This window comes from Pseudomonas sp. BTN1, assembly GCF_001907715.1.
GTDB classification, from domain to species: Bacteria; Pseudomonadota; Gammaproteobacteria; order Pseudomonadales; family Pseudomonadaceae; genus Aquipseudomonas; species Aquipseudomonas paracarnis.
This window is the reverse complement of the sequence record NZ_MPBM01000001.1, coordinates 1-20,317: the sequence shown is the minus strand read 5'-3', so window position 1 is coordinate 20,317 and position 20,317 is coordinate 1. Positions and strand designations below refer to the sequence as shown.

Here is a 20,317-nt window from a genome sequence, read left to right as displayed (position 1 = left end):
TCGGCTTGCTGGCAAGGTGCCACAATGGCGCCTTTGCCGTCGCCGGTCAAACAGGCCAACCCCATGAATAGCCTCGGGCAGGACCAGGGTCACTCCATCGAAGAGCAGGTGCGAACCGACCGTTTGCACCAGCTGTTTCGTCAATCATTCTCGGCGATCTTCGGCAGCTACCTGGGCGCCGTCATGCTCTGCTGGCTGTGCTGGGATCGGTTCGATCATCAGGTCATCCTGGTGTGGTTGGTACTGTTGGCGGGCTCGTCATTGGTGCGCCTGCATCTGTTCGTGCAATGGTTTCGCTGCCCTGACGCGGCGCGCACGCCCGCCCGTTGGGAACGCCGCTACTGGGTCACGCTGATGCTGTCGGCGGGTATCTGGGGCGGCGGGGCGCTGGCGGTGATGCCGGTCGATGACCGCTTATCCCAGGTGCTGGTGATGCTGTTTACCGTGGGCATGTCGGTGAGCGCGGTGTCCTGTTATTCAGCCTATCGCTACATGACGCTGGGCTCGATGGCGCTGGTGTTGCTTCCCTGTACGGTATGGATGCTGTTTCAGCCTTCGCCGATGCAGGTCGGCGTGGCGTTGGCGGTGCTGGTGTTTGCTTCGTTTGTGGCCGGTGCCACGCGCAAACTCTCCGATGCCCTGGAAAAAGCCTTTCGCCTGACGAGGCAAATGGAACGCGCTCATCATATTTCCACCCGCGCCGCTCAGACCGACGAACTGACCGGGCTGATGAACCGTCGGGCGTTCTACGAACAGGCTCAGTTGCTGTATGCCCAGTGCCTTCGCGAGCAGCAGCCGTTGTGTGCATTGATGATGGACATGGACCACTTCAAAGCCATCAATGACACCTACGGCCACCAGGCCGGCGACCAGGTGTTGCGTCAGATTGGCGCGGTGATCAGCGCGTCCTTTCGCCAGACCGATATCTACGGTCGCCTGGGGGGCGAGGAGTTTGCAGTGCTGCTGCCCAATACCTCATTGGAGACCGCACGCAGCATTGCCGAGCAGTTGCTCCAGACGATTTATCACTTGCCCGCCGACCCTGTACAAGGGGTGAGCGCAAGCTTGGGCGTGGCATCGACCCACGCTCAGCCTCTGGATTTGAACGGCTTGATGAACAGCGCCGACAAGGCCCTGTACCAGGCCAAGGCATCGGGCCGCAATCAGGTGGCGGTTGTCGACTGATCCTTGCTCATCGCCTTTGCCAGCACTCGCGCAACCTGGTCGGCGGAGTAGGGCTTGGCGAGGAACTCAAAGCCTTCATAGCCGCTGTCCGCCAGTTCCTCGCTGTAGCCGGAGACGAGTACCACGGGCAGGTCCGGGCGGCGCTGGCGCAGTAGCTTGGCCATGGCCACGCCGGTCATGCCGGGCATCACCACGTCGGAGAAAATCGCATCGAACCCCTGGACGTCTGTGCCGGCGAGGTTCAGCGCCTGTTCGGCATTGGTCGCCCACGTGGTCTGGTAACCCAGGTCCTTGAGGATCTGGCTGGCGAAGCGTCCTACCTCAAGGTTGTCCTCGACGATCAGCACGTGCTGATGAGCAGCCTCTTGAGGCGCTGGCAAGTCTGTATGCGGGTCTTGATCTGGCGCCGCTTCGCCTTCGACCTGCGGCAGGTACAAGGTAAACACCGTACCCTGGCCGAGGGTGCTGGCCACATCGATATTGCCGCCTGACTGCTTGGCAAAGCCGAATACCTGCGACAGGCCAAGGCCCGTGCCTTTGCCCACGGCCTTGGTGGTGAAGAACGGCTCGAAGATGCGTTCGAAGGTATCGCTGGGAATCCCGGTGCCGGTATCGGCCAGGGAAATGGCGATGTAGGGCATGCACGACTCGGCATCCCCGCGAATACGTGGCAGCGTTTGCTCGCTGGCGACTTTGAGGGTCAGGGTACCCTGGCCGTCCATCGCATCGCGGGCGTTTAGGGCGATGTTGATCAGCGCGGTTTCGAACTGGCTTGGGTCGATGCGTGCATAGCAGTGCCGATCGGGCAATTGCACCTGCACATGAATGCGTGCGCCGGTGACGCTTTCGAGCATCTCGCCGATGTTCTGCACGCGCTGGCCGACATCGAACACCTGCGGGTTCAATGGTTGGCGACGGGCAAAAGCGAGCAGTTGGCTGGTGAGCTTGCTGGCCCGCTCCACCGTGTCGGACACCGCGCACATATAACGTTGCCGACGCTCTTCGGACAGGCCCGGTTGGCGCAGGAAATCCACGGATGAGCGGATAATGGTCAGCAGGTTATTGAAGTCATGGGCGACGCCACCGGTCAGTTGGCCGATGGCCTCAAGTTTTTGTGACTGGCGCAGTGCAGCTTCGGCTTCGGCCAGCGCACGGGTACGCTCATTCACGCGCTGCTCCAGGCTGGCATTGAGTTCCGCATAGGCGGCCAGGCCCTTACGCACGGCGGCGTCGGCACGCACGCGCTCGATATGCGCCCATGAACGTTCGGTGACTTCGCCCAACAGCGCGATGTCGTAGGACGACCAAAAACGCGGCACTTTGTCGTGTACGGCCATCAGTGCGGTGAGCCGCCCGTCTTTGATCAAGGGCATGCAAATGGTGGCCGTCACACCGAGTGCCTGGAAGCTCGCGGCGTCATGGGGCGGCAGCTCGATCAGATTATTGCGTATCACCAGTGGCTCGCCGGCACGCAGGCAGTTGACCGCGCATTCGCCAAACGCCGCCAGGCTGTAATGGCCGATGATGCTCGGCGAGCCTTGCGCCGACCAGTCGCCTCGAATGGTAAAGCCATCTTCATCCTCGTCCATGTCGGCGTAGGCACAGATGGACACCTGCAGATGTTCGGCCAGCAGGCGGGTCGTAGACGTCAGGATGGTTTCGGCGTCGGTAGCGTTGGTCACGCTATTGCTAATGGCGTCCAGCACTTCAAGACGACGGGCGAGGAACACCGTGGCAGTGGTTTCGGTCACCGTGTCGAGCAAACCGACCACTACACCTTGGGCATTGCGAATCGGGCTGTAGCAGAAGGTGAAATAGGCTTGTTCCGGCGCTTCGTTGCGTTGGATCAACAGCGGGAAGTTTTCGATATAGGTGGCGTGCCCATCGAACGCGGCGTCGGCGATAGGGCTGATATCGTCCCACACCTCGTGCCAGATCTCGTTGAACGGGCGGCCCAAGGCGTCGGGTTTGCTACCCAGGATCGGCGTGAACGCGTCGTTGTAGAGGGTAATCAACTGAGGCCCCCAGACGATGGCCTGGGGGAAACTCGACGCGAAGCACAGCGCAACGGTTGTCTTCAACACATCGGGCCAGTGTTCAAGTGGCCCCAGGGGCGTACTGGCCCAATCGTGCTGACGAACCCGCTCTGCCATTTCGCTGCTGCCTTGCAGCCAATTCATCATGGGGTTCACACCTTGCTTGCTACGTACTGTTTAGCTTTGAAGAGTCATACCGACTAGCAACAGACCGGAATGATCGCATTCAGTTCAGCGCGATTATCTCCCTGATAGCACTTTGATTTCATTGTCTATTTGCACGCCGTCATTATTGGCCGGGTTGGGCCGGCGCCCAACCTTATTGCGTGCCGAATAAGCCCGTCCAATAGATGCCCGCGTCACTCTTGGGGTCCATGGCGTAGGCAGCACCCAATTCGCGAAACTGCGGGTTCATCAGGTTGGCGCAGTGGCCGGGGCTGGCGAGCCAACCGTCGACGACCTTGCGCGGCGTGTCGAGGCCGGCGGCGATGTTTTCGCCGATATTCTTCGCGATATACCCCGCCAACTCGGCGCGGTCACCCGGCGTGCGGCCGTCGGGGTCCAGGTGGTCGAAGAAATTGCCGTTGGCCATGTTGCGGGTATGGCTGTTGGCTGCGCCGGCCAGGGTGTCGTTCCACGACAGGGGCGCCGTGGCGGTGAACGCCTGGGTGCCACACTGGCGCGGCTCGGCACGGGCGGTGTTGATCAGGTCGAGCAGTTTTCTGCCTTCGGTCTGCCAATCGCCCAGGCCGCTGGTCACCAACGGGCGAGCCAGCACGATGCGCCAGTCCTGGCCGCTGTTGCTGACGCCGATGTCGACAAATTGCGGATCGAGCACTACGCGGCAAAAGCTTTCGCGCACCGCTTTCATCGCGGCCTCGGCATCCTTGGGCCCGGACAGGCTGATGGCCTGCACATTCACCATCGGGTAGGCAGCGCGCGCCAGCGACTGCTGCAAATCGCCGACATTGGAGGCCGGCAGCACCAGCCGCGTGTCGCTGGTCAGCGGCGGAAGCTCCTGGGAACCCTGGTCACCGCAGCGTTGCACCTGGCTGCGGTATTGGTTGATCTGTTGGACTAACTGACTTTCTTCATTCGCCATCGCGCTGGCGCAGAACACCGTAGTGGCGGCCAGCGTCGTAAGACCCATCATCAATGACAGAACGCGCATGGACGTTACCCTTGAGCTTGAAAGTGCCCATGATGCGCGATCCAGGTGCATCCATGCACCCGTTGGTCCGAACTTTTTTTGCTCAGTTCTTGAATGTCGAGTGTTTCGCGCCCTGATCGCAGAGGGCAAACACCACCACCAACAAGGCAGAAATCGCGAGGATCACCACCACGCCATCGGTGGAGTGGGTGGCCGAGGCCGCTACCATCGACAGCGCGCCCAGCGGTGCCAGGCCACCGGCAATGGCGGTGCCGATCTCCCGCCCGGTGCCAAAGCCCGATGAGCGCGTTTGCGTCGGGAACTGCCGGCTCAGGAACGAACCCTGGGGGGCGAACATCATCGGCGCGAGGATTCCGGTGCCCACCCCGATGGCGAGGTAAATCATCAGGCTTTCACCACTGTTGAGCAGGGCCAGGAACGGGTAGGCGAACAACAGCGAGCACAGCCCGCCGAGCATCAACACGGTCTTGCTGCTCCACTTGTCACACAGCCAGCCGAAGCAGGGCACGGCGACGATGGCCACCAGGCTGGCGATGGTCACCGACAGCGAGGTGACATGCACGTCCACGCCTTTGAATTGGGTCAGGTACGCCAGGGAGAAGGTCTTGAAGATGTAGCTCAGGGCGTTGTAGCCAATCGCGACAAAAAACACCACGGCGAGGCCCTTGAGGTCATTCTTGAACAAGGCTTTGAGAGGCGATGGCTTGGCCTTGGCTTTTTCTGTGCTCAGCGCTTCGAACTGTGGGGTCTCCGGAATGCTGTTGCGCACCCACAGGCCGACGCCTACCAGCACGATGCTGCAGATAAACGGAATGCGCCAGCCGCCGGCCAGCAGGAACTCGTTGCCGTTGATGGTCAGCAGGTAAATAGTCAGTGAGGACAGCAACAGGCCCAGGTTCAGGCCCAGTGCCGGCCAGGCGCCCTGGCTGCCACGCTTGCCTTGGGAGGCATGCTCGTAGGAGGTGACTGCCGCGCCCGACAACTCGGCACCTGCGCCCAGGCCCTGGATGATGCGGATAAACACCAGCAGGATCGGGGCCCAGATGCCGATGGAGGCGTAGCTGGGGATCAAGCCGATCAAGGTGGTGCACACGCCCATCAGGCAGAAGGTCAGCACCAGCACTTGCTTGCGCCCGAACTTGTCGCCCAGGTAGCCAAACAGGATGCCGCCGAAGGGGCGGGCGATAAAGCCGATGGCAAAGGTCGAAAAGGCCATCAGCGTGGCGGTCTTCGGGTCGCTGTTATCGAAGAAGATCTTCGAAAACACAATCGCCGCCATGGTGGCGTACAGGTAAAAATCGTACCACTCCAGCATCGAGCCGAAGATGGTGGCGGCGGCTACTTTGCGTAGGCGCTTGCGGGTTTGTTCGGGCGTTTCGGTACCGGGAATGGAGGCGGATGCCGACATGCTGGACTTCCTTCTGGGTCTTTGTAGTTATTGTTGGGTGAGCGGGCGGTGCGGTCTTACTGGGGGTGGAACAGGCGGTCGGCGATCATCGCGCCGATGGGCATGGCTGAGGTGGCGGCCGGTGAGGGCGCATTGCACACATGCAGCATTCGTGAGGTTTGGGCGAACAGAAAGTCGTGCACCAGGCTGCCGTCGCGCATTACCGCCTGGGCACGGATGCCGGCCTCGTAGGGCAGCAGGTCATCGAGCGTCAGGGACGGGCAGTACTTGCGGCACTGCTCCAGGTAGCCGGACTTGAACAACGAGTTCTTCATCTCGGTGGTGCCGGAGCCGAGGTTTTGCCACAGGGTTTTCCAGAAACCGGGGAAGCTGGCGTACTGCGCCACGTCGCGCCAGTTCACCGAAAACTTGCGGTAGTTCTCGCGGCCCAGGCCCAGCACGGCATTCGGGCCGACGGTGACGCTGCCGTCGATCATGCGGGTCAGGTGCACGCCGAGGAAGGGCAGCTCCGGGTCGGGGATCGGGTAGATCAGATGGTTGACGATGTTGTTCTTGGTGGCGGGCAGGCGGAAGTATTCGCCCCGAAACGGGATGATCTGATGGTCGATGCGGATGCCGGCCAGGCGGGCCAGGCGGTCCGACTGCAAGCCGGCACACACCACCAGGTGGCGGGCCTGCCAGGTCTCGCCCTCGGTGTTGACGGTGACCGTGTCGGTATTTTCTTGGATGGCGGTGACGGTGCGCTCCAGGCAGATCTGCCCACCGCTGCGACGAATCACCTGGGCCATGGTCTCGCACACCTGGCGGTAATCGACAATGCCGGTGGCATCGAGAAACAAGCCGCCGAGGCCGACGATGTTTGGTTCACGCTGGCGCAGTTGTTCGGCATTCAAGCGCTCGACCTGCATGCCATTGAGCTGGGCACGGGCGTACAGCGCTTCCATGCGTTGCATTTCAAGCGGGCTTGAGGCCACCAGCAGCTTGCCGCACACCTCGAATTTGATCCCGTGTTCGCGGCAGAACTGCTTGGTGGCTTCGGCGCCGCGCTTGCACAAGTCGGCCTTGAGGCTGCCGGGTGCATAGTAGATGCCGGCATGGATCACGCCGCTGTTGTGGCCGGTCTGGTGCTTGGCCAGCACCGTCTCTTTTTCCAGGATCACCAGCGACGCGCCCGGTTGGCGCTTGAGCAGCTCCATGGCGGTGGCCAGGCCGACGATGCCGCCGCCGATAATGCAAAAGTCATGAATCATTGCAGAAGTACCTAGGCTGTACATTTCAGTCTGCTTATCAGGTTGTCAGACTAATGTTTTTGTTAAAAAAATGGCGTGTCCGCGGACACGCTGCAAACAAGGTGGATCAGTTCGTGGTCGGTAATTCCAGTTGCAGGCGTCGCGCCGCGGCACGCAGGTGCGCCTCGGCACTGGCGGCGGCGCGTTGGGCGTCGCCGTCGGCAATGGCCTGGTAGAGCTGTTGATGTTCCTGGGTGGCATCGGCCGAACCGGTGGCAAAGCGCGACGCCGAGTTCTCCCACGCGGTTTTACGCGCACTGGCCAACTGGCTCCTGAGGAAGTCATGGAAGGCCACGAAGTAGTCATTCTTGCTGGCGTCGGCAATGGCACGGTGGAATTCCACATCGGCCAGGGCTGCGGCTTCATAGTCGTCGCGGTTGTCCTGCATGGCCTGCAACGCGCTTTTCATGCGCTGCAGGTCGGCACTGTCGCGGCGCTGGGCGGCAATCGAAGCGGCCTGGGTTTCGATCCACAGGCGCACTTCGAACATCTGCGCCAGGTCAGGTCGTCGACCGTTGGGCTGCGGAAACCGAAACACAGTGCCCGCAGGGGTCTGCGAAATAAACGAGCCTAGGCCACGGCGGGCGGTGAGCACACCGTCGGCCTTGAGCTGGGCAATGGCTTCACGCACCACGGAACGGCTGACGTTGAGTTGTTCGGCCAGTTGCTGTTCGGTCGGCAGGCGCGACTCCGGGGCCAGTTGGCCGGATTCGATTTCTGCGCGAATGGCGCTGACAACCCGTACGACAAGCGAATCGGGGCGCTGGAGCTCAAGCATGGGAAAACCTTGGTGATCAGGTTGTCAGACAATAGTCGTTACGATTTTAGCTTGTCAATATTTGTCTGCTTCGCGCTGGCCAGGGAATACCCACGTCTCCAGGCAATCAGCACCGCCAGTAACAGCAAACCTACCGCCATGGCGAAGGTGGCGTGCAGGCCGGCAGCCACCGCCTGGGGCGCGGCGAGGCTGACATCCGGGGTGGCGCGGGCGAACACCGCGCCGAGGGCCGAGGCGCCGAAAATCAGGCCCAGGTTCCGTGACAGATTCAGCAGGCCGGACACTGTGCCTCGGCGTGTCGCCTGTATATCGCTCATCACCGCCGTGTTGTTGGCCGCCTGGAACAGGCTGTAGCCGGCCGTCAACACGATCAGGCCCGCGAGATAAACGCCAAGCCCGGACGCCTGCGACAGCAACAGGGCCCCGCACAGCATCACGCTTAGCCCCACGAGGGTCAGGCGTTGGCTGCCAAGGTGATCGGTCAGGTAACCCGCCGGTACACCGGTCACCGCCGCGACCGTTGGCCCGACGGCCATGGCCAAGCCCATCCAGGCGGGATCGAGGCCCAGGCCACGTGACAGGTAGAACGGCCCCACCACGAACGTGGCCATGATCACCGCCGACACCAGGGCACTCATGGCCAGGCCGGCGCGCAACGGCGCATCGCGCAGGGGCGCCCAGACTGTATCGCCTGGCCAAGCGTCGCGGCGGTGAGCATCCACCGGCAAATAACGGTAGGCGAAGGCGGCAGCCACACCCGCCAAGGGCAGGCCGATCAAAAACAGCGCGCGCCAGCTCCACAGGCTGAGCAATACCCCGCCGACACTCGGACCCATGGCCGTGCCGAGTGCCGACAGGGTGCCCAGCAGGCCCATGACTCGGCCGGTATTCTCTTTCGTGACAGTGTCACCCACCATGCCCAGGGTCATCGCCATCATGATCGCCGCGCCCAGGCCCTGGAATGCCCGTGCGCCGATCAGCCAGGGCAGGGTTGGCGCGGCGGCACACCCGGCGCAGGCCAGGGCAAACACCAGCAACCCGGCCAGCAGCAAGCGCCGGCGCCCCAGACGGTCGCCCAGGCGCCCGGCGCTGACAATCACGGCGGTGATGGCCAGCAGGTAGGCGAGCACCACCCACTGCACGGCCTGAAACGAGGCACCGAAGGCGTGCGCCAGGCTGGGCAGGCCGACATTGGCGATGCTGGTGCCCAGGGCGGCCAGCAACATGGACAGCGACAAGGCGACCAGGCCGCCGCGTGTGGAGGTTTGCATGCGCGTTTCCTTGAGTGAATGCACCTGTCACAAATCTACGGCGTCGCCTAACATGGCGGAAGACGCATGGCTTGCAGGTTATAGCTGCACCCAACGCCTGATCAGGAGCCCGCATGCCCGACCTCAATTTACTCATCACCCTCGACGTGTTGCTTGCCGAAGGCAGCGTCGCTCGCGCCGCCCAGCGCCTGCGCCTGAGCCCTTCGGCCATGAGCCGGGCCCTGGCGCGTTTGCGTGCGGCCACGGGCGATCCGCTACTGGTACGTGCCGGGCGCGGCCTGGTGCCGACGCCCCGGGCGTTGCAATTGCGCGAACAGGTTAGCCAACTGGTGCAGGACGCCCATGCGGTATTGCGCCCGGCGCACAGCCTGGACTTGGATGAGGTGGTGCGCACCTTCACCCTGCGCACCAGTGAGGAGTTCGTCGAACGCTTCGGCCCTGCATTGCTCGCGCGTATCGCCCAGGAGGCTCCAGGGGTGCGCTTGCGTTTCGTGCACAAGAGCGACAAGCACAGTGCGCTGCTGCGCGACGGTGGCGTCGACCTGGAAACCGGTGTGGTCGATGTCGGCGCCAGCCCGGAGGTGCTGACCCAGGCGCTGTTCCGTGATCGCCTGGTGGGCGTGGTGCGCGAGGGCCATGCTCTGAGCCGCGGCCCCTTGAGCGCAGCGCGTTTCGCCCAGGGACAACATGTCTACGTGTCGCGGCGCGGCCAGGACCGTGGCCAGATCGATGAGGCCCTTGAGGCGCAAGGTCTGGTTCGGCAGGTCAGCATCGTGGTCGCCGGTTTCAATACGGCCATCGCCCTGGCGCGTGACACCGACCTGATCGCCAGCGTGCCTGAGCGCTACATCACTGTGCCGCCTCGAGGGTTGCACTGTTTTGAGCTGCCGGTGACGTTGCCGCCGTTTACCGTGGCGATGCTGTGGCATCCACGACAGGATACCGACCTGGCCCATCGCTGGCTGCGCGCGTGTTTGCGCGAGGTGTGCGGGCCATGAGCGGCGCGCAACAGGTACAATCGCCGCTGCCTTGACGCGAAACCCCAGGAATTTGCATGTTCAGCCTTACACGCTACACCACGCCGTGCCCCGAACCGGTCAACAGCCAGATCCTGCAGATGGTGGTGGACAACCTCACCGATATCAGCAGCGTAGCGCTGGCACCGAGCAACCTGCTCTACAACATCTACCAGTACGCCATCGGGTTTGAGGTACACCTGTACCTTGAGGCGTTGAATGGCGAAAAGGGCATCGCCGTCGAGTTGGTCGTGGCGATGGAAGACGAGACGGTGGTGGGCTTTTGCCTGTACCTGCCGGTGAAGGATGACCCGAACGCGTGTGGCATCGCGTTTATGGCGGTACACGCCCGCTTTCGTCGCCAGGGTGTGGCACGCAGCCTGCTGGACGAGGTGTTGGCGCGTTATCCCCACGCCGAACTGGCCTGTGCGGTAGAGAAGGTTGCGGTGTTCGAAGCCATGGGTTTCCAGGTACGCGGTGCGCGTGGCACCCTGGTCGTGATGAACACCCGCAACTACGGCACCGATGGGCTGATGGGCGTGTTGGATGTGGCTTCAATCTACAGCTCGCTGGAAGTGCGGCAGATCCACACCTACCTGCTGCAAAAACACGGCAAGCGCGCCATGGTCGATGCGGAGAAACAGCGTGATCGGCACCTGGACCAGTTGACGCGCAAGGCGCAACTGTTCGTCCAGGGCCGTCTGCCTACGGCCTGACGCGCATGACCATCCCGAGGATAGTCTCCAGCAGTTCCTGCTGAGCTTCCTCGCGGCTGATCTCGCCATTGGCCGCCGCATGGGACAGGGCTTCCGCCGCGCCGAGCATGGCGCGCAACCCGGCCTGGGAAATACTGCCGCCGTGGGTGAAGGGCGACAGCGCGTCTCTGCACTTATCGAGGAAGATCGCCTCGTATTCGCGCTTGGACGCTTCCAACTCCGGCGAACCGCTCAAGGCGGCAATCACCCCGGGGATTTCCCGACCTTGCAACAACACACAATCGACATACGACGACGCGATAACCCACGCGCGGTCCTCAAGCGTCGCCTTGCTGGTGGCGATGGCATCGGCAAACACCTGGTCCTGGCGCTCGTCGAAGTCTGCATACAGCGCGGCCAGCAACCCCGCGCGTGTAGCGAAGTGGTCGTACACCACTGGTTTGGTGACGCCCGCCAGCTCGGCCAGGCGGCCCAGGGTCAGGGCGTCGGTGCCTTCGTCACGCACCAATTGCCAGGCGACGTCGAGTAACTGGCGCAGGCGATCTTCACGGGACAAACGACGACGGGGGGCAGGGGATTCATTGCTTGACATGTTTATATACCAAAAGTAACTTATTCGACGTAACTTACTAAAAGTAGATTAAGCCGAAACGGAGTCAAAGTCATGCACGCACTGATCGTTGTTGCCCATCACGACCCGCAATCCCTCACCCACAGCGTGGCCGCCGAGGTGGGCGCGGGCTTGAGCGCCTCTGGCCACACCTTTGAAATAGCCGACCTTGCCGCTGAAGGGTTCGACCCACGCTACAGCGCGGCCGACCATCGGGTGCACCGTACTCGGGCGACGCCGCCAGCCGACGTGGTGGCCGAGCAGGCCCGCATCGATCGCGCCGACGCGCTGGTGCTGGCATTCCCCATCTACTGGTGGTCAATGCCGGCATTGCTCAAGGGTTGGGTCGACCGCGTATTCGTCAATGGCTGGGCGATTGATTACGGCCCCGATACACCGGTGCAGAAGAAACTAAGGCATTTGCAGGTGCATCTGCTGGCCCTGGGTGGGGCTGATGACAGTGCCTTTGAGCGACACGGTTATGCCAAGGCCATGAATACCCAGATCGACTACGGCATCTTTGATTATTGCGGGGCGCGGGTACTCACTTCCGAGTTGTTGTTGGACTCGGAAAGTGGCACGGCCCAGGCGCATTTGCACAAGGCCTGGGCGGTGGGGCAGGGGTTGTTTGAGCGTGAGGCCGTCGCGGGATAATTCAAGCGTCGCGAAACAGGTCGTGGGCGTCCAGCAAGCGGTAGGCAATCTCTGGGTTTTTCTCCAGGCCACGGCGAATGGAGGCGGGGATCGACTGGCGAGTCTTGCGGCACATGCCCGGCAGTTCGTCGATGACGATCTGGATCCCGCGCATGCTTTTGACCTCGGTATGCCCGGGCGCGATGTGGACGCGGATGCCGAGTTGGTCGTACATCCGCTGTTGCAAGTGTTCGAGGTCTTGCAGGCTCTTGAGGTTTTCCAGGCGCTCCAGCAGGATTTTTTCCTGCTGTCGCGTCAGTTGCAGAATGCGCAGATCAGCGCCGGGAGCTTCCAGCAGTTGTTCACGGTTGCAGACACAGGCGCCGGGTGGGCAGGGTTGGCGAAGGGTCATTGACGCTCCCGGCAAGGTTCAGTTGTAGGAGCGAGCTTGCTCGCCCCTACAGGTTTGTGTGTCAGTAGCTCAAGTGAACGCCCAGGCTGCCGAGGGCTTTCCAGTAGTCAGGGTAGGTCTTGGCTACGCAGTCCGGGTCTTGGATGCGAATGCCCGAGACTTTCAGCCCGGCCAGGGCAAAGCACATGGCGATGCGATGGTCGGCGTGGGTGTCGATCAGTGCGGTGCAGGCGGTGCCAGCCAAAGCGGGGTCGCTGGCAACCAGCAAGTCATCACCCTCGATGGTCGCCAGGCTCGGGCGAATTTCGTTGAGGCCATCGTGCAGCGCCTGCACGCGGTCACATTCCTTGACGCGCAGGTTCGCCAGTTCAGTGAAGCGCACCGGGGTGTTGTTGAACGCGGCGAGCACCGCCAGGGTCGGGATCGCATCCTGCATTTGTGAACCCACCACCGTGGCCTGCATGTTCGGGAATTGCGCGATCACGGCCTGGGCCTTGGCGTCGGGCTGGGTGAAGTCCTGTGGGGCTACACCAATATCGATACGGCCACCGGTCAGTACTTCTGCGGCCCACAGGTAAGTGGCGGCGGAAGCGTCGGGTTCGATCAGGTAATCATGGGCGGTATAGCCGGTGGGGGCCACGCGCCAGGTGGTGTCGTCCACGGCGTCGACCTGGGCCCCGAACGCACGCATGCAATCGAGGGTCAGGTCCACGTAGCCACGGGCGCCAATGTCCTTGCCGGTCAGCGCCACTTCAATCGGCGCTTCGCCGCACGCCGCCAGCATCAGCAGGGCCGATACGTACTGGCTGGACAAACCTGCGTCAATCTCAAAACGCCTGGCCTGGACCTTGCCCGCGCCGTGCACGGTTACCGGTGGGCAACCGGTGGGGCTGTCGACCTGGATGCCGTTCTGGCCCAGGGTGGCCAGCAGCGGGCCGATCGGGCGTTTTTGCATGTACTCGTCACCGTCCAGTACCACGGTGCCTTGCACGGTAGCGACGGCAGCCGTGAGAAAGCGCATGGCGGTGCCGGCGTTGCCGAGGAACAACGGCTGGGCCGGCAATTGCAGCGAGCCTTGGCTGGTGACGACAAAGGTGGTGTCGTCCGGCTCGTCGATGGTGACGCCCATCTGCCGCAGGGCGACCGACATGTGGCGCGTGTCATCACTTTTGAGCGCACCGCTCAAACGGCTGGTGCCCTTGGCCAGTGCCGCCAGCAACAGCGCTCGATTGGTAATGGATTTGGAGCCGGGGGGCGCGACCTTGCCAGTGAGGGGGAAGTTGGGCGGTGTAACGGTCACGGTTTTCTGCGAACTCAAGGTACAAGGCTCCTGGTCAAGGCGAGGTGGCGTGGAGTGGCCGACGTGCGGACCCGAATCATCAGGCAAACACGCCATGCTTGTCGAGTGAGTGGGTGATCTGCGTGATTTATTGGCATGCGCTCCTACTGCCTTAACGCTGGCTCAACCAGTAGTCATGCAGCGCCCGTGCAGCCGGTTCGATTGCGCTGACCTGCAGTTGATGGGCGTTTACATCCAGATCCGCCGGCAATTCGAAATTGTCCTGTTCGGCGCACCAGGAAATCCGCTCCAGTTGCCCGGCTTGTACAGCGGGCAATGGCGGCCAGTTGGCGATTGTCACGCCGCGCACATAACCAAAGCACCATTCCTCGGCAAGGGTCACCGCCTGGCCTTGATGTTCGGTTTCATCGAAACGGGCTTTGAATGCCTGGGAGTCAGTGGCCAATTGCGCGGCCAGGGTATTCATATGGCGTACACACAGCTCGAGAAAAGCCTGGGCCTCGTCCATGTTGTCCCATTCAGGGTTTTGCCCACCCCAGATCGCCGGGAACCACTCGGCCACATCCACCTTGGCCGGGCTGGAAACCAGGGCGGTGAAATAACCGTCGAGTTCGGCCATGTTCAGCACCGAGTGGTCTTCGCCGTATTTGAGCAAGGTGGCGTCAATGAATTCGAAATCGGCGGGAGCGAGGGGTTGGGCGTGCATGGCATATCCTTAAAACGTCGAGCGCCGCGCACAGCGCGGCTTAAAGCGCAAAGGATGGCCTGTGCATCGGGTTTTATCCAGCGTCTTTTCCCTCACCGTGACCAGTCCCGTTTTTGGCCGATGCGCCGTGGCGCACCCTTGATATAGTCTGGCCTTTCTCAATCGCCAGTCAGGGATCACTGCCATGTCCGAATACCAAGCCTTCGTTGTCGAACTCAGTGGCAACGTTGCCCATGTGCAGATCAATCGCTCGGAAAAGATCAACGCCATGAACGCGGCGTTCTGGACCGAAATCATCGACATCTTCCAATGGGTCGACGAGACCGACGCCGTGCGTGCCGTGGTGCTCAGCGGGGCGGGCAAGCACTTTTCCTCGGGCATCGACCTGATGATGCTGGCCTCGATCGCCAATGACTTTGGCAAGGACGTGGGTCGCAATGCGCGCCTGCTGCGCCGCAAGATTCTCGAGCTGCAAGCTTCGTTCAACGCCGTGGACACTTGCCGCAAGCCCGTGCTGGCGGCGATCCAGGGCTACTGCATTGGCGGCGCCATCGACCTGATCAGCGCGTGCGACATGCGCTACGCAGCCGAAGACGCGCAATTCTCGATCAAGGAAATCGACATCGGCATGGCCGCCGACGTCGGCACCTTGCAACGCCTGCCGCGCATTATCGGCGATGGCATGCTGCGTGAACTGGCCTATACCGGTCGTCAATTCGGCGCTGAAGAAGCGCGCAGCATCGGCCTGGTCAATCGCGTGTTTGCCGATCAGCAAAGCCTGCTGGCGGGTGTCATGGACCTGGCCCAGCAAATCGCCGCCAAGTCGCCGATTGCCGTGACTGGCACCAAGGCCATGATCAGCTACATGCGTGACCACACAGTCAATGACGGCCTGGAATACGTTGCCACCTGGAACTCGGCTATGTTGCAATCCAACGACCTGCGCGTGGCCATCGCGGCCCATATGAGTAAGCAGAAACCCGAATTCGTGGATTGACTGACATGACCCCAGGCTGGATTACCACAACGCTGCTGGACAACGACGCCCCCGGCGGCTGGGCCGTCGCCCGCAGCCGCGAAGGCTTTTTACACGATACCAACGGCCCGCTGTTCCCGCGCGAATGGCTCAAGCGCCAGGACCTGTCGGTGTTTGCCGAACACGGCATCGGCCATCTCGATGGCGAGCCGGTGTACCTGTTGGAACTCAACGCGTCGGCAGAGGTGCCAGGGTGCAGTTGGCAAGGCTTGCGTGGCTTTATGCTGCAAGGTGATCACACCCTGTACAAGGTGCTGGGCTACGCCGCGCAGATCGGCACCTGGGCGCGGGAGCACCGTTTTTGTGGCAGTTGCGGCCAGGCGATGGTACAGGTGCCGCGGGAGCGGGCGATGTATTGCCAGGCCTGCGACCTGCGCAGCTATCCACGCATCTCGCCAAGCATGATCGTGCTGGTGACCCGTGGCGATGACATCCTGCTGGCGCGCTCGCCGCGTTTCGTCACGGGGGTCTACAGCACCCTGGCCGGTTTTGCCGAGCCGGGTGAGTCCGCCGAAGACTGCCTGATCCGTGAAGTGCGCGAAGAGGTGCAGTTGGAGGTCAAGAACATCCAGTACATGGGCAGCCAATGCTGGCCGTTCCCTCACTCGATGATGCTGGGCTTTCACGCCGAATACGCCGGTGGCGATATCGTGCCGCAGGCCGACGAGATCGAGGACGCGCAGTGGTTCAATATCCACGAGCTGCCGCCGTTGCCGGCGTCACGCTCGATTGCGCGTTACCTGATCGACCTCTACGTGGCCCGCCGCCTAGGCCACGCTGAACCAGTGCTGCCAGGCTAGGCGCACGGTCAGGCCCAGCACCACGGTGATAAACACTGGGCGGATGAATTTGGCGCCGCCGCTGATCGCGCTGCGTGCGCCAAAGAACGCGCCACACATCACCGACACACCCATCGCCAGGCCGACGATCCAGTCCACCGACCCATTGATGATGAACACCGTCAGCGCCGCGGCGTTGCTGACGAAGTTCATGCTGCGCGCCACGCCGCTGGCCTTCACCAGATCGATGGGGTGCAGCAGCATCGTGCTGACCGTCCAGAACGCCCCCGTGCCGGGCCCGGCCACGCCATCGTAAAAGCCCATGCCAAAGCCCTGGGTGGCTTGCCATTTCTTTTTGATCGGTGCCTCGGCATCCAGTGGCGCCTTGGGCGTGCCCCCGAACAGCAGGTACACACCGCAGGCGAAGACGATCACCGGGAGCATCTTGTTCAGGGTTTCGGCAGGCAAGTAATGAGCGACGACCGCGCCGGTCAGTGCACCGATCAAGGTACCGACGATGGCGTGCACCCATTGGCGTGGGTGGAACAGCTTGCGGCGGTAGAAGGTAAAACTGGCGGTGGCCGAGCCGAAGGTGGAGCTGAGCTTGTTGGTGCCCAGCACCAGGTGCGGCGGCATACCGGCGGTGAGCAGGGCCGGGGTGGTCAACAAACCGCCACCGCCGGCGATGGCGTCGATAAAACCGGCGATAAAAGCGACAACGGCCAGGATGGCCAGGGTGGTGAGGTCTACGCTGAGTTCGAAGGGCATGGGCAGGGCTTATTGTTGGAGGGCCGCAGAAGGCCAGCATCTTACTGCGATGTGACTCAAATGTGGGAGGTGGCAAGCCTCTCCCACATCTTTTACCGGGCCCGCCTGGTTATTTGTGCGCGCCCAGCCATTCCACGGCCGTGCGCCAGATGCAGATACCCAGGAAGTACGCCGACATCAGCGACCACAAGCCAAATGTCCAAGGGTTGGTATTCGGGTAATCCACCACCATCAGGAAGCTGCACAGCAGCCAGATAGTGGTCACCGCGATGTTGATCGGCATGAAGCGCTTGACCCGGAACGGGTGCAGGAACTTCATCGGCGTCACGGTCAACAGCGCCAGGCCGATCACGGTCAGCAAGGTGACCCAGGCATCCGGCTGGATGATATAGACGCACAGGGCAACGACGTTCCAGGCGGCAGGGAAGCCGACGAAGTAGTTGTCCTTGCTCTTCATGTTCACATTGCAAAAGCAGAACAGCGACGACACCAGGATCACCGACACCGCAAACAGGTGGGTGAACTCGGGCAGGTCGATGTAGCGGTAGATAAACAGGGCAGGAATGAACACGTAGGTGAGGTAGTCGATCACCAGGTCCAGCACCGAGCCGTCAAAGCTGGGCAGCACCGTGCTGACATTCACCCGTCGCGCCAGCGAGCCGTCGACGCCATCCACCACCAGTGCCAGGCCCAGCCACAGCAGGCACGCCTTGGGGGAGTTTTCCAGCAGCGCCAGGGTGGCCAAAAAGGCCAGTACCACACCGGTGGCGGTAAAGCCGTGGGCGCCCCAGGCTTTGAGTCTGGCTACATGCAGGGTCGATATCACGGGCGGTTCTCCAAAAGGTCAAACGGGGCAGCCGACGACGTAGCGCCGTCGAGTCTGGCCAGGGAATGCAGGTATCGACCGGGAAGGGGAGGATAAGGTTCACCGCCCGGCGTATCCGTTAGCGTAGCAAGCGTAGGATGTTTCGGCATCAGCCCTGACGGAACACCAGTGCCTTTAGTCCACTCTGCGGATCAATGTCAGGAAATTCCGGTGGGTTTTCCAGCCGCTGTACAAACCGCAGGCCCGGTGCTTCGCGGGTCACGCCGTCGATCAGGAAATCTTCGCCGAAGGCCGGATCGTTCATGCATGCCAGTACGGTGCCGTGGGCACTGAGCAAGTCCGGCAGGCGGCGCAGCACGCGCTGGTAATCCTTGGTCAGCAGGAAACTGCCTTTCTGGAAGGAGGGCGGGTCGATGATCACCAGGTCATAAGGACCGTTGTTCGTCACCTTGGCCCAGGACTTGAACAGGTCGTGGCCCAGGAAACTCACCCGGCTCAGGTCGTGCCCATTCAAACGATGGTTGTCGCGGCCACGGCTGAGGGCACCACGGGCCATGTCCAGGTTCACCACATGGTCGGCGCCGCCTTCGATGGCGGCCACGGAAAAACCGCAGGTATAGGCAAACAAATTCAGCACGCGCTGGCCCTGTGCTTGCTCACGTACCCAGTTGCGCCCGTAACGCATGTCGAGAAACAGCCCGCTGTTCTGTTTTTTACCCAGGTCGATCAGGTAGCGCAGGCCGCCCTCGGTGATGGTCAACTCGTCGATGGCGTCGCCCACCAGCCATTCGGTGGTGCTTTGCGGCAGGTAGCGGTGCTGCAGGGCCACGGTGTGCGCGCCGAAAGCGGCCCAGTCGATGTGCAGTAGCGTCTGCTTCAGGGCCAGCAGGTGCTCGGTTTCCTTGAACAACGCTACCAGCACCACCCCTTGCAGCCAGTCCACCGTCAGTTGTTCCAGGCCCGGCCAGCAGCGGCCACGGCCATGGAACAGGCGCCGGGTTTCCGCGGGCGCGTCAGCCAGGGCAGTGAGCAAGTGGGCGTGCAGGGTAGCGAGTGCGTCTGGGTTCATCGTTAAGGGTCAGTCATCGGGCGGGCGGCATTTTAAACACAACTGTGGGTCAGCGCGTGGCAATCAGCGCCGGGCCGAATGACTCCTTCAAGAAAACCGGAGCGATATAGCGCTCGTAATGTGCCTCGGACAGCAGAAAAAACTCTCGATCTATCGCATCGCGCAAATCCGCCAGGTGGCGTTCGCGAAACTCCGGTAACAGCGTCAACCCATAGGCATCCAGCTTGGAAATCACCCGCGCTCCGCGCGCAATCAACTGGTATGCCCAGCAATACGGCGACTGGTGCGGCATAAAACGAATCTTGCGCGCTTCCAGCTGCTGTCGCAGGCAGTGCGGGTCGAACACTTCCAGCTTGCTGGCCATCACCTGCACCAGCAGTTGTTCCAGACGCAGCCACACCGCCTGTTTTTCCTCGGCGTTATAGCCATTCCACTGGATCACCTCGTGGTGATAACGCTTGCAGCCCCGGCAGACCAGGTCACCGTAGACGGTGGAGCACAGGCCGACGCAGGGGGTTTTGATGGTGTGGTTGGGCATAAAGGCTTACTTGCAAAGTCTATGGATCACAATAGCCAATGTGGGAGCGGGCAAGCCCCAATGCCAGTGTAGGAGCGAGCTTGCTCGCGAAAATCGTCAACGATAACGCGTGCTAGCTGAATGAACGCGGCGCCTGTGAGTTTTTCGCGAGCAAGCTCGCTCCTACAAAAAGCCCTTAACTGACTGGCATTGGGGCAAGCCCGCTCCCACATTTTTTGGTTCGTGTTGATTCAGTCCCAGCTCAACGCGCCGCCAGTCTGATACTCGATCACACGGGTCTCGAAGAAGTTTTTCTCTTTCTTCAAGTCCATGATCTCGCTCATCCACGGGAACGGGTTGGTGGTGCCTGGGTACTCTTCCTTCAAGCCGATCTGCGACAGGCGACGGTTCGCGATGAACTTGAGGTAATCCTCCATCATCGCCGCGTTCATGCCGAGAACACCGCGCGGCATGGTGTCGCGAGCGTATTCGATCTCCAGCTGCGTACCCTGCAGAATCATCTGGGTCGCTTCTTCCTTCATCTCGGCATCCCACAGGTGTGGGTTTTCGATTTTGATCTGGTTGATCACGTCGATACCGAAGTTCAGGTGCATCGACTCATCGCGCAGGATGTACTGGAACTGCTCGGCCACGCCGGTCATTTTGTTGCGGCGGCCCATGGACAGGATCTGGGTGAAGCCGCAGTAGAAGAAGATGCCTTCCAGTACGCAGTAGTAGGCGACCAGGTTGCGCAGCAGTTCCTTGTCGGTCTCGACTGTGCCTGTTTCGAA

21 protein-coding genes are annotated in these 20,317 nt (G+C 61.8%); 6 read left to right on the top strand and 15 right to left on the bottom strand.

What is annotated here, in order from left to right; all coding sequences use genetic code 11:
* The first annotated feature begins 24 nt into the window (after window positions 1-24).
* Entirely contained in the window at window positions 25-1,185 is a 1,161-nt protein-coding gene (locus tag BMH52_RS00105; protein WP_019816876.1) for a diguanylate cyclase, read from the top strand.
* Here the strand turns inward: BMH52_RS00105 and BMH52_RS00100 are convergent.
* The 6 genes from BMH52_RS00100 to BMH52_RS00075 form a co-directional block, all read right to left on the bottom strand.
* Complete coding sequence (locus BMH52_RS00100; protein ID WP_073842474.1) at window positions 1,164-3,368, bottom strand: GAF domain-containing protein; 2,205 nt, start codon at window positions 3,366-3,368, stop codon at window positions 1,164-1,166. The genes BMH52_RS00105 and BMH52_RS00100 overlap by 22 nt on opposite strands.
* Window positions 3,369-3,540: 172 nt before the next feature.
* Window positions 3,541-4,392 (bottom strand): CAP domain-containing protein, encoded by an 852-nt coding sequence (locus tag BMH52_RS00095; protein WP_014718680.1) that lies wholly within the window; start codon window positions 4,390-4,392, stop codon window positions 3,541-3,543.
* An 82-nt stretch (window positions 4,393-4,474) separates the two neighbouring features.
* The gene (locus BMH52_RS00090) at window positions 4,475-5,800 is read right to left on the bottom strand and encodes an MFS transporter (RefSeq protein ID WP_014718679.1); all 1,326 of its coding nucleotides are present in this window, start codon (window positions 5,798-5,800) and stop codon (window positions 4,475-4,477) included.
* 56 nt (window positions 5,801-5,856) lie between these two features.
* Window positions 5,857-7,050, bottom strand: a complete 1,194-nt coding sequence (gene lhgO / locus BMH52_RS00085; RefSeq protein WP_072434094.1) for an L-2-hydroxyglutarate oxidase — start codon at window positions 7,048-7,050, stop codon at window positions 5,857-5,859.
* 106 nt (window positions 7,051-7,156) lie between these two features.
* On the bottom strand, window positions 7,157-7,867 hold the full coding sequence (locus BMH52_RS00080) for a FadR/GntR family transcriptional regulator (protein ID WP_072434095.1): 711 nt from the start codon (window positions 7,865-7,867) through the stop codon (window positions 7,157-7,159).
* Between the two features lie 38 nt (window positions 7,868-7,905).
* On the bottom strand, window positions 7,906-9,138 hold the full coding sequence (locus BMH52_RS00075; RefSeq protein ID WP_072434096.1) for an MFS transporter: 1,233 nt from the start codon (window positions 9,136-9,138) through the stop codon (window positions 7,906-7,908).
* A 113-nt stretch (window positions 9,139-9,251) separates the two neighbouring features.
* Between BMH52_RS00075 and BMH52_RS00070 the strand changes: the two genes are divergently transcribed.
* Both BMH52_RS00070 and BMH52_RS00065 read left to right on the top strand, forming a co-directional pair.
* Window positions 9,252-10,136, top strand: a complete 885-nt coding sequence (locus BMH52_RS00070) for a LysR family transcriptional regulator (RefSeq protein WP_073842472.1) — start codon at window positions 9,252-9,254, stop codon at window positions 10,134-10,136.
* 56 nt (window positions 10,137-10,192) lie between these two features.
* The gene (locus BMH52_RS00065; protein WP_073842470.1) at window positions 10,193-10,870 is read left to right on the top strand and encodes a GNAT family N-acetyltransferase; all 678 of its coding nucleotides are present in this window, start codon (window positions 10,193-10,195) and stop codon (window positions 10,868-10,870) included.
* On the opposite strand, the gene BMH52_RS00060 is transcribed toward BMH52_RS00065, so the two are convergent.
* Window positions 10,860-11,462 carry a TetR/AcrR family transcriptional regulator gene (locus tag BMH52_RS00060; protein WP_014718673.1) on the bottom strand — a complete coding sequence of 201 codons (603 nt, stop codon included), beginning with the start codon at window positions 11,460-11,462 and terminating at the stop codon, window positions 10,860-10,862. The two genes, BMH52_RS00065 and BMH52_RS00060, sit on opposite strands and share 11 nt — an antisense overlap.
* 72 nt (window positions 11,463-11,534) lie before the next feature.
* Here BMH52_RS00060 and BMH52_RS00055 point away from each other — a divergent pair, with 72 nt between their 5' ends.
* Complete coding sequence (locus BMH52_RS00055; RefSeq protein WP_073842468.1) at window positions 11,535-12,134, top strand: NAD(P)H-dependent oxidoreductase; 600 nt, start codon at window positions 11,535-11,537, stop codon at window positions 12,132-12,134.
* 1 nt (window position 12,135) lies between these two features.
* Here the strand turns inward: BMH52_RS00055 and BMH52_RS00050 are convergent, their stop codons facing one another.
* From BMH52_RS00050 to BMH52_RS00040, 3 genes are all read right to left on the bottom strand, one after another.
* Entirely contained in the window at window positions 12,136-12,525 is a 390-nt protein-coding gene (locus BMH52_RS00050) for a hypothetical protein (protein WP_034127625.1), read from the bottom strand.
* 61 nt (window positions 12,526-12,586) lie between these two features.
* Window positions 12,587-13,843, bottom strand: coding sequence for a 3-phosphoshikimate 1-carboxyvinyltransferase (gene aroA / locus BMH52_RS00045; RefSeq protein ID WP_014718670.1), 1,257 nt, complete (start codon window positions 13,841-13,843; stop codon window positions 12,587-12,589).
* Window positions 13,844-13,976: 133 nt separating this feature from the next.
* Window positions 13,977-14,531, bottom strand: a complete 555-nt coding sequence (locus BMH52_RS00040) for a UPF0149 family protein (protein ID WP_073842467.1) — start codon at window positions 14,529-14,531, stop codon at window positions 13,977-13,979.
* Between the two features lie 184 nt (window positions 14,532-14,715).
* On the opposite strand from BMH52_RS00040, the gene BMH52_RS00035 reads away from it, so the two are divergent.
* A complete protein-coding gene (locus BMH52_RS00035) occupies window positions 14,716-15,528 on the top strand; it encodes a crotonase/enoyl-CoA hydratase family protein (protein WP_073842464.1) in 813 nt (270 codons plus the stop codon).
* 5 nt (window positions 15,529-15,533) lie between these two features.
* Complete coding sequence (gene nudC / locus BMH52_RS00030) at window positions 15,534-16,367, top strand: NAD(+) diphosphatase (RefSeq protein ID WP_032901605.1); 834 nt, start codon at window positions 15,534-15,536, stop codon at window positions 16,365-16,367.
* Here the strand turns inward: nudC and BMH52_RS00025 are convergent.
* The 5 genes from BMH52_RS00025 to BMH52_RS00005 form a co-directional block, all read right to left on the bottom strand.
* On the bottom strand, window positions 16,335-17,114 hold the full coding sequence (locus tag BMH52_RS00025) for a TSUP family transporter (protein ID WP_073842462.1): 780 nt from the start codon (window positions 17,112-17,114) through the stop codon (window positions 16,335-16,337). The genes nudC and BMH52_RS00025 overlap by 33 nt on opposite strands.
* 109 nt (window positions 17,115-17,223) lie before the next feature.
* Window positions 17,224-17,940: a phosphatidylcholine synthase gene (pcsA, locus tag BMH52_RS00020; RefSeq protein ID WP_014718666.1), complete on the bottom strand. Its 717-nt coding sequence runs from the start codon at window positions 17,938-17,940 to the stop codon at window positions 17,224-17,226.
* Window positions 17,941-18,088: 148 nt separating this feature from the next.
* Window positions 18,089-19,009: a class I SAM-dependent methyltransferase gene (locus BMH52_RS00015; protein ID WP_073842460.1), complete on the bottom strand. Its 921-nt coding sequence runs from the start codon at window positions 19,007-19,009 to the stop codon at window positions 18,089-18,091.
* 49 nt (window positions 19,010-19,058) lie between these two features.
* Window positions 19,059-19,547: a DUF1289 domain-containing protein gene (locus BMH52_RS00010; protein WP_014718664.1), complete on the bottom strand. Its 489-nt coding sequence runs from the start codon at window positions 19,545-19,547 to the stop codon at window positions 19,059-19,061.
* Between the two features lie 230 nt (window positions 19,548-19,777).
* The coding region (locus BMH52_RS00005; protein WP_143192505.1) for a ribonucleotide-diphosphate reductase subunit beta at window positions 19,778-20,317 on the bottom strand (540 nt) is incomplete at its 5' end.

Bases quoted from the DNA above. Each gene is read 5' to 3' on its own strand.
- BMH52_RS00105 (WP_019816876.1), top strand. From the start codon at position 25: ATGGCGCCTTTGCCGTCGCCGGTCAAACAGGCCAACCCCATGAATAGC.
- BMH52_RS00100 (WP_073842474.1), bottom strand. From the start codon at position 3,368: ATGATGAATTGGCTGCAAGGCAGCAGCGAAATGGCAGAGCGGGTTCGT.
- BMH52_RS00095 (WP_014718680.1), bottom strand. From the start codon at position 4,392: ATGCGCGTTCTGTCATTGATGATGGGTCTTACGACGCTGGCCGCCACT.
- BMH52_RS00090 (WP_014718679.1), bottom strand. From the start codon at position 5,800: ATGTCGGCATCCGCCTCCATTCCCGGTACCGAAACGCCCGAACAAACC.
- lhgO (WP_072434094.1), bottom strand. From the start codon at position 7,050: ATGATTCATGACTTTTGCATTATCGGCGGCGGCATCGTCGGCCTGGCC.
- BMH52_RS00080 (WP_072434095.1), bottom strand. From the start codon at position 7,867: ATGCTTGAGCTCCAGCGCCCCGATTCGCTTGTCGTACGGGTTGTCAGC.
- BMH52_RS00075 (WP_072434096.1), bottom strand. From the start codon at position 9,138: ATGCAAACCTCCACACGCGGCGGCCTGGTCGCCTTGTCGCTGTCCATG.
- BMH52_RS00070 (WP_073842472.1), top strand. From the start codon at position 9,252: ATGCCCGACCTCAATTTACTCATCACCCTCGACGTGTTGCTTGCCGAA.
- BMH52_RS00065 (WP_073842470.1), top strand. From the start codon at position 10,193: ATGTTCAGCCTTACACGCTACACCACGCCGTGCCCCGAACCGGTCAAC.
- BMH52_RS00060 (WP_014718673.1), bottom strand. From the start codon at position 11,462: ATGTCAAGCAATGAATCCCCTGCCCCCCGTCGTCGTTTGTCCCGTGAA.
- BMH52_RS00055 (WP_073842468.1), top strand. From the start codon at position 11,535: ATGCACGCACTGATCGTTGTTGCCCATCACGACCCGCAATCCCTCACC.
- BMH52_RS00050 (WP_034127625.1), bottom strand. From the start codon at position 12,525: ATGACCCTTCGCCAACCCTGCCCACCCGGCGCCTGTGTCTGCAACCGT.
- BMH52_RS00040 (WP_073842467.1), bottom strand. From the start codon at position 14,531: ATGCACGCCCAACCCCTCGCTCCCGCCGATTTCGAATTCATTGACGCC.
- BMH52_RS00035 (WP_073842464.1), top strand. From the start codon at position 14,716: ATGTCCGAATACCAAGCCTTCGTTGTCGAACTCAGTGGCAACGTTGCC.
- nudC (WP_032901605.1), top strand. From the start codon at position 15,534: ATGACCCCAGGCTGGATTACCACAACGCTGCTGGACAACGACGCCCCC.
- BMH52_RS00025 (WP_073842462.1), bottom strand. From the start codon at position 17,114: ATGCCCTTCGAACTCAGCGTAGACCTCACCACCCTGGCCATCCTGGCC.
- BMH52_RS00015 (WP_073842460.1), bottom strand. From the start codon at position 19,009: ATGAACCCAGACGCACTCGCTACCCTGCACGCCCACTTGCTCACTGCC.
- BMH52_RS00010 (WP_014718664.1), bottom strand. From the start codon at position 19,547: ATGCCCAACCACACCATCAAAACCCCCTGCGTCGGCCTGTGCTCCACC.